Below are 6,015 nucleotides of genomic sequence, written 5' to 3' on the forward strand. Positions count from 1 at the left end.
TATTGTTGCTGACCATCGAAATCGACCTTAAACCCTTACAGGGATTGAAACCCATAACTAACTGGCAAACTGCCATAAGGTACAAATCGAAATCGACCTTAAACCCTTACAGGGATTGAAACAATCTGAAGCGGGTAATCCTGGGGACGCAATAACATCATCGAAATCGACCTTAAACCCTTACAGGGATTGAAACGAAACAGTTGTCGGGGAAGGAGAGACGCTTTCAGGATCGAAATCGACCTTAAACCCTTACAGGGATTGACACTAGGTAGATTGTTTCTACTGGTTTGCGTATCAGTCTAGCGTTGGAATACGTTAGATACAACAGTAATAATTGTTGCAGATGCAATTAATCCGAACGCTAAGTTTACTATCGACTGAGTGGCTTTTTGGTAATTATCGAACTTTTCATTAAAAGTATCTATCTTAGCCTCTAGTCTGGTTTCGATAGCCTCGATCGATGCTAAAACTTGTTGTAATTCACTTTGTGGAGCTTGCATGTGTTCGGTAAATGCGAATTTTTATTGCCCCAGTCGGGTAATTCAATCCTCTTGGTCGTCTTGACGATTGGCAACAGTTAGAACTATATTGGCTAACTCAGTGACAATGGAGTTAGTGCGATCGATTTTCTCGTTAAGTTCGGTGTTGATGCGATCGATTTTAGCATTTAGCTCGATTCCTTGATTTGTTAATGCCAGGATGGCTTTAGCATTGGATTCGACAATTTTTTCTAATCGGTCTAGGTTTTCTGACATGGCTTTGAGCTAATTAATTGGACATACTCCTATTACAAACTCACTGTGTCTATTCATCAATCTTTTGCTTGGTAAGTTCAACCAAAAGTAGGGGGTTAATCTGGGCGATCGCGTCTAAAAATTCTCCAATTGCCGCGCCTTTGCCATGAGTGTATCCCGCTTCAATTGCTGATTTTCTGAGTTTATCTATTGTCTCTGGCTTAACCTTGTAACCACCAAGTATGACTTTATTTAATGTTGGTCTAGACATAATGAATGTGTTTTGACGCTAACCTAACTTTAGCGAGTTTATCGACGATCGTCAACAAAAAAGCCATCGATCCCAAAAGATTCGATCGTCAAAATCGACTCTAAACCCTGACAGGGATTGAAGCTATTGCTGTTCTAAGCGGTTGATGCGGTTCTCTTGGTCTTGTTGGCGGGCATCCAATCTAACAACTACTTGAGTCAGGAGTTCGATTGTGGTTGTCATGCGGTCTTGAAACTCAGCCGATTGGTTAGTTAATGCTTCGATCGCTTTAGAGTTGGACTCTACTATTTTTTCTAATCGGTCTAATCTTTCTGACATGTGCTTACTCCTAAGTGAGCGGTTTGCACTACTACTCAATAATAATTGACACTTGGTTAATCATCAAGTCTTTTTAATAATTATCTTGAGTAGTTCGCGATCGACATCTGCTAATCGCTCCAAAAATGCACCCATAGCGGCGGTATCGCCATATTTAAACCCGCATTCTATCGCTGTTTTCTTGAGAGATTCGGCAGCATCGCTATCGATTCTAAAGTTGATATGTGTGGTATTGTCTTTTTTTAGTCTGCCCATAATAGTCCTTTGACGCTAATTTAAGTGTATGTCACAAAAAGAGCGATCGTCAATTGCAATCGCATCCGATCGCAATCCAGATATTATCCCTGTTTAAATTTAAACAGCAGAAATTGAGTAATTTGACGATCGGTAAAATTATTATCGCTGACTAACAACAGCGTTTGACTGCCATCGGGGAGTCGCGAACCTAGTGCCATGCCTTCAAGATTATCGATGTAAATATTCAACGTCTTGAGATCGAAGGCTAATTCTTTTTTAATAGCTTGAATGTTGGTGCTACCTTTAAAGCTGGCAATTTTAGTCGTATCGGTGGCACCTGCCATACTAGTCTGAAATAGTTTAACCCGAAAACCCGTCAAGCCAAAAGAGCGTTCGAGGGTGAGAAAATGACCGCTAGTATCGATCGATTGAATTTCGGACAATCCATGCTCGACTGCGCCTAATGGAGGTGAATCGAGCTGATAGAGGTGTTCGCTGACGACTTCGGCTCGATCGCTAATTAGATAATGCAGCCAGCGATTTTTAGCACCGGGAATCTTACCATTTTCGCCGACTTTAGCGACTTCTTTATCTTGTAATAGGGCAGATTCGGTAGCTGCAAATAGTCGCAAGGCTTCGCCACTGGCTGGGAGCGTACCCGTGGGGCTGAGGGTAATGCCTTCAAAAGCTAGATTATTTTGAACGCCGCGTTTGCCTTCGGTATCAGGTAGATAACGTTGGGGAATTGGTAAAGCTTGTTTGACTTTGCCCGTTTTTAAGTCGAATTCGTTAATAAATGGCGGAATATTTTTGCCCCGATCTCCCTCGCTAGAGATAAACACTGATGATTGCGGTGTCAGGGCGATGGCTTCGGTGTCGGTTGTGCCTTTGGCATAAGTTTCTCCATTCGCCTGTTTGAGCAGCGTCACATCTAAGATATCGACTTTATTAAATTTGACCCGATCGGGATTTTTAGTATCTAAATCTAGTTTGAGCGTGTAAAATCTAGCTGGTGCGAGATCGCCGCGATCGTCGGAAACTGCATAAAATCGGTTACGCTGTCGATCGTAGGTTAACCCCGATAAACCGCCGACGGTGGTATTTTTAAATTGTAAGTTGTCGGGGACTTGATATTCGCCGATATACTCGATCGAGAGTTTATTAAAAATGCGACTACTCGCCTCACTGGGCAAATCTGCACCGCAGGAAGTCAGAAAGATCGCAATTGCTACCACACATAATAACGCCCCGAATGAAACTGTCCCCGCTAAGATCCAACCACCGATTTTTTTGCGGTGCGGATCGGGAATTGGATTTGAATTCATGCCACTATTCACTCTTATAGATCTAATTTGACACTAGGAAGAAGGTAGGTTCGTTAAAATGGCTGTAGCGAGTCCTTTTTGTAAATTACCCATGTCTTCTACTCTAACCGTTCCGGCTCAGGTAAAATTTGACGAAGCCATCGAACTAACTCAAACATTTTTGATCCAGCTTAAAAAAAATGAGCTAACATCCAGCCAAATTCAAGATTTTGTAGCTGCACTAGTGCAGACAGCTAATGGTGCGAGGGGCTTTTTTGTCACTTATCTCACAGCCGCAGATCCAATTTGCGACGAACCTCGCTCGGAAATTATTGCCGCTCTACAAGCGAATCCCGGCATCGCCGCCGACTTACTTGTCAAAAATATTGCCATGTCTACCGCCCAGAAACTCTACCATCAGCGGCGTAACGATAGCGACATGATGGCATCTTCAGCGACTGTTGCTACCCGTACAACTAATATTATCCACCAATTAAATCTCCCCCAGATTCAAGAAATGTGTCGAGATTTAGTCGCGACAATTCAGACGGGAACTGGTACGTATGGTGAATTTTTGACTCGTTGGGGTTATGATGAAGAACAAAAAAATGCGATCGCTCAAGTAGTTTCCGAATTAGGTGTTTAACCTAAGTTGCTACCTTAGAACGCCTACGATTTCTAACCGCTAAGGTTTTAGGCAGCAAACTAAACGACAAAAGAGGTCAGCGATGACCTCTTTTATTGGCTGTAGTAGAGCGAGCTAAATATTCATAGCATCTAAATTAGGTGACATTTAGACAATAGACGGCGATCGTCTGATGATATATTTTATCTTTATCTGTTGCTTATCTACCTAGCACGATCGTCGATAAACTTAGCTATTTTAAGTGTTACTTAAAGTAAGCCAGTATTCGCGCCCTGTTTGCCAGTGGCTAATTCTACTTTAATAATTTTACCGCCCATTTTCATGATTCGTTGTTGTTCGCGGAACCAACTATCGTAAGGGACTAACTTAGTGAAAAAAGTATTTTGCAGTTCGCGCTGAGTGCGGATCCGAGATTGACTGGGAACGCAGGCGGTAACTTTGAACATCCGCATAATAATTGTACTCCGATTCTTATATTTTGGATAAAGTATACTAGCTTGCCCGTACGGTTAATTAACCTTACTAACGGCGAAGTTTTAGTGCTTAAAACGGCAAAGTCTGAGAGTCAAATGCCAATCTTAGGTCGTCAAAACTCATCTCATTTAACATGGATAAGCTGTTGAAGATCTAACATTTACATCGGACTTCTCAGACTAGATTGCTTCATCTGCATTATCTACAGGTTATTCAACCCGTTGACTAGCTCAAGCCAGAGCAGATGTAGTCTAAGTAAACGCCCATTTCTTTACCAGCATCAGCACCTACTAAACTAGCAGTTACTTCTTTGATGGCTTGGATTGCTTGAACGGTAGCAGCTACAGGTACTCCTAAGGAGTTGTAAGTTTCTTTCAAACCGTTAAGTACGCGCTCGTCCAAGATGGAAGGGTCGCCAGCTAGCATTGCATAAGTAGCATAACGGAGGTAGTAGTCCAAGTCGCGGATGCAAGCAGCATAACGACGAGTGGTGTACATGTTACCACCGGGACGAGTGATGTCCGAGTATAACAAGGATTTTGCTACTGCTTCTTTAACGATGGTCGCTGCGTTAGCAGAGATAGTACCAGCAGCACGAACGCGAAGTTCGCCAGTACCGAAGTAGGCTTTAAGTTTATCTAAAGCGGATGAGTCCAAGTATTTACCTTGAACGTCAGATGAATTGATGACAGAAGTAATTGCGTCTTGCATTATTCTAAATTCCTTATCTAGTCTCTAGTTGCTGATATTCCGAAAATATGACCGATCGATAGCTGTTAAACTAGTCTCGAACTAGCTCATTGCACCGATGAGATAGTCGAAGTAAGCACCAGCTTCAGCAGCGTCTTCACCAGACATCATCGAAGCAGCAGCATCTTTCATTGCCCGAACGCCACCAGCAACGGCATCGATAGGGGTACCTAAAGATCTGTACATTTCACGTACGCCAACTACACCGATTTCTTCGATCGGGGTAACATCACCAGCAACTACACCGTAGGTGATGAGACGGAGATAGTAGTCTAAGTCGCGCAAGCAAGTTGCAGTCATTTCTTCGCCGTAAGCGTTACCGCCAGGAGAAACTACGTCAGGGCGTTGTTGGAACAATTTGTCGCCTGCACCTTTAACCAAACGCTCGCGAGAGTCAGTTAGGGTTTGAGCGATGCGGAGGCGGCGTTCGCCAGAAGTGACGAAGTTTTTGATCCGGTCTAATTCGCCTGGACTCAGGTAGCGAGCTTCAGCATCTGCGTTGACGATCGCTTTGGTGACGATACTCATTTTGGGTTTACTCCAAGATAATTTTTACCAGACTTGACATCGATCGATTACGAGCTATGCCGTCTGAGGTCGATTACAGTCACTTATATCATACATAAGTTGGCTGCGGTTTAAATACCTTCCGCAAACATTTTCCGGTATTTTTGCTAATTTATGAGTAAATTCGTAATAGTTTGTAACGATCGGGTCAAGAGATGGGAGATGGGAGATGGGAGAGAGTTTAGACTTCGATCGGCTGTGAGAGTGGGAAAATAAGGGGAAAGTAGAGATTGAAGCTAATGACTAATATTCCTTTTGTAATTCTGGATGTGTTTGCGACGGGGAAGTATACGGGCAATCAACTGGCGGTGTGTTGGGATGCGGGGAACTTAACGGATCTTCAGATGCAGCAGCAGATCGCGCGGGAGATTAATTTCTCTGAGACTACCTTTGTGACCGACACAGAGCCAGTTAATGGCGGCTACAATACCCGCATTTTCACCCCGACGACCGAGTTACCATTTGCCGGACATCCGACGTTAGGAACGGCATTTGCAATCCAGCAAGAGATCCTCAAGCAGCCAGTCGAACGAATCAGTCTCAATTATCGGGTTGGTAAAATTCCTGTCGATCTCAACTATGTTGATGGCGAATTAGATATTTTATGGATGCACCAACAGCAGCCAAAATTCTTCGATTCCTTGGCTGCGGAAATTTTTGCCGATGTCATTGGCGTAAATCCGACCGATATTGATTCGGGCTATCCGATCG

At 43.4% G+C, this 6,015-nt stretch carries 11 protein-coding genes and 1 CRISPR repeat array; of the genes, 2 read left to right on the forward strand and 9 right to left on the reverse strand.

From position 1 onward, the window contains the following. Window positions 1-14 precede the first annotated feature (14 nt). Window positions 15-268: a CRISPR direct-repeat array (repeat unit 37 nt; unit sequence ATCGAAATCGACCTTAAACCCTTACAGGGATTGAAAC). A 34-nt stretch (window positions 269-302) separates the two neighbouring features. From Q0R35_RS17600 to Q0R35_RS17625, 6 genes are all read right to left on the reverse strand, one after another. Beyond that, complete coding sequence (locus Q0R35_RS17600) at window positions 303-503, reverse strand: hypothetical protein (protein WP_295621486.1); 201 nt, start codon at window positions 501-503, stop codon at window positions 303-305. Window positions 504-545: 42 nt separating this feature from the next. After that, window positions 546-758, reverse strand: coding sequence for a hypothetical protein (locus Q0R35_RS17605; RefSeq protein ID WP_295621489.1), 213 nt, complete (start codon window positions 756-758; stop codon window positions 546-548). Between the two features lie 49 nt (window positions 759-807). After that, on the reverse strand, window positions 808-1,008 hold the full coding sequence (locus tag Q0R35_RS17610; RefSeq protein ID WP_295621492.1) for a hypothetical protein: 201 nt from the start codon (window positions 1,006-1,008) through the stop codon (window positions 808-810). Window positions 1,009-1,131: 123 nt separating this feature from the next. Then, window positions 1,132-1,326: a hypothetical protein gene (locus Q0R35_RS17615; protein ID WP_295621495.1), complete on the reverse strand. Its 195-nt coding sequence runs from the start codon at window positions 1,324-1,326 to the stop codon at window positions 1,132-1,134. A gap of 63 nt (window positions 1,327-1,389) precedes the next feature. Further along, window positions 1,390-1,581 carry a hypothetical protein gene (locus Q0R35_RS17620; protein ID WP_295621498.1) on the reverse strand — a complete coding sequence of 64 codons (192 nt, stop codon included), beginning with the start codon at window positions 1,579-1,581 and terminating at the stop codon, window positions 1,390-1,392. A gap of 83 nt (window positions 1,582-1,664) precedes the next feature. After that, window positions 1,665-2,888, reverse strand: a complete 1,224-nt coding sequence (locus Q0R35_RS17625; RefSeq protein ID WP_295621501.1) for an esterase-like activity of phytase family protein — start codon at window positions 2,886-2,888, stop codon at window positions 1,665-1,667. 91 nt (window positions 2,889-2,979) lie between these two features. On the opposite strand from Q0R35_RS17625, the gene Q0R35_RS17630 reads away from it, so the two are divergent. Continuing rightward, window positions 2,980-3,513 carry a hypothetical protein gene (locus Q0R35_RS17630; RefSeq protein WP_295621504.1) on the forward strand — a complete coding sequence of 178 codons (534 nt, stop codon included), beginning with the start codon at window positions 2,980-2,982 and terminating at the stop codon, window positions 3,511-3,513. 248 nt (window positions 3,514-3,761) lie between these two features. Here Q0R35_RS17630 and Q0R35_RS17635 read toward each other — a convergent pair whose 3' ends face one another. From Q0R35_RS17635 to apcA, 3 genes are all read right to left on the reverse strand, one after another. Then, window positions 3,762-3,965: a phycobilisome linker polypeptide gene (locus tag Q0R35_RS17635; RefSeq protein WP_295621508.1), complete on the reverse strand. Its 204-nt coding sequence runs from the start codon at window positions 3,963-3,965 to the stop codon at window positions 3,762-3,764. A 247-nt stretch (window positions 3,966-4,212) separates the two neighbouring features. Beyond that, window positions 4,213-4,698 carry an allophycocyanin subunit beta gene (gene apcB, locus Q0R35_RS17640; protein ID WP_295621510.1) on the reverse strand — a complete coding sequence of 162 codons (486 nt, stop codon included), beginning with the start codon at window positions 4,696-4,698 and terminating at the stop codon, window positions 4,213-4,215. Window positions 4,699-4,779: 81 nt separating this feature from the next. Further along, window positions 4,780-5,265 (reverse strand): allophycocyanin subunit alpha, encoded by a 486-nt coding sequence (gene apcA / locus Q0R35_RS17645; RefSeq protein WP_295621512.1) that lies wholly within the window; start codon window positions 5,263-5,265, stop codon window positions 4,780-4,782. A gap of 278 nt (window positions 5,266-5,543) precedes the next feature. Between apcA and Q0R35_RS17650 the strand changes: the two genes are divergently transcribed. Further along, on the forward strand, window positions 5,544-6,015 hold a 472-nt coding region (locus Q0R35_RS17650), incomplete at its 3' end, for a PhzF family phenazine biosynthesis isomerase (protein WP_295621514.1).

Origin of the sequence: Chamaesiphon sp. GL140_3_metabinner_50, from assembly GCF_025361915.1 — a bacterium.
In the GTDB taxonomy this organism is placed as follows: domain Bacteria; phylum Cyanobacteriota; class Cyanobacteriia; order Cyanobacteriales; family Chamaesiphonaceae; genus Chamaesiphon.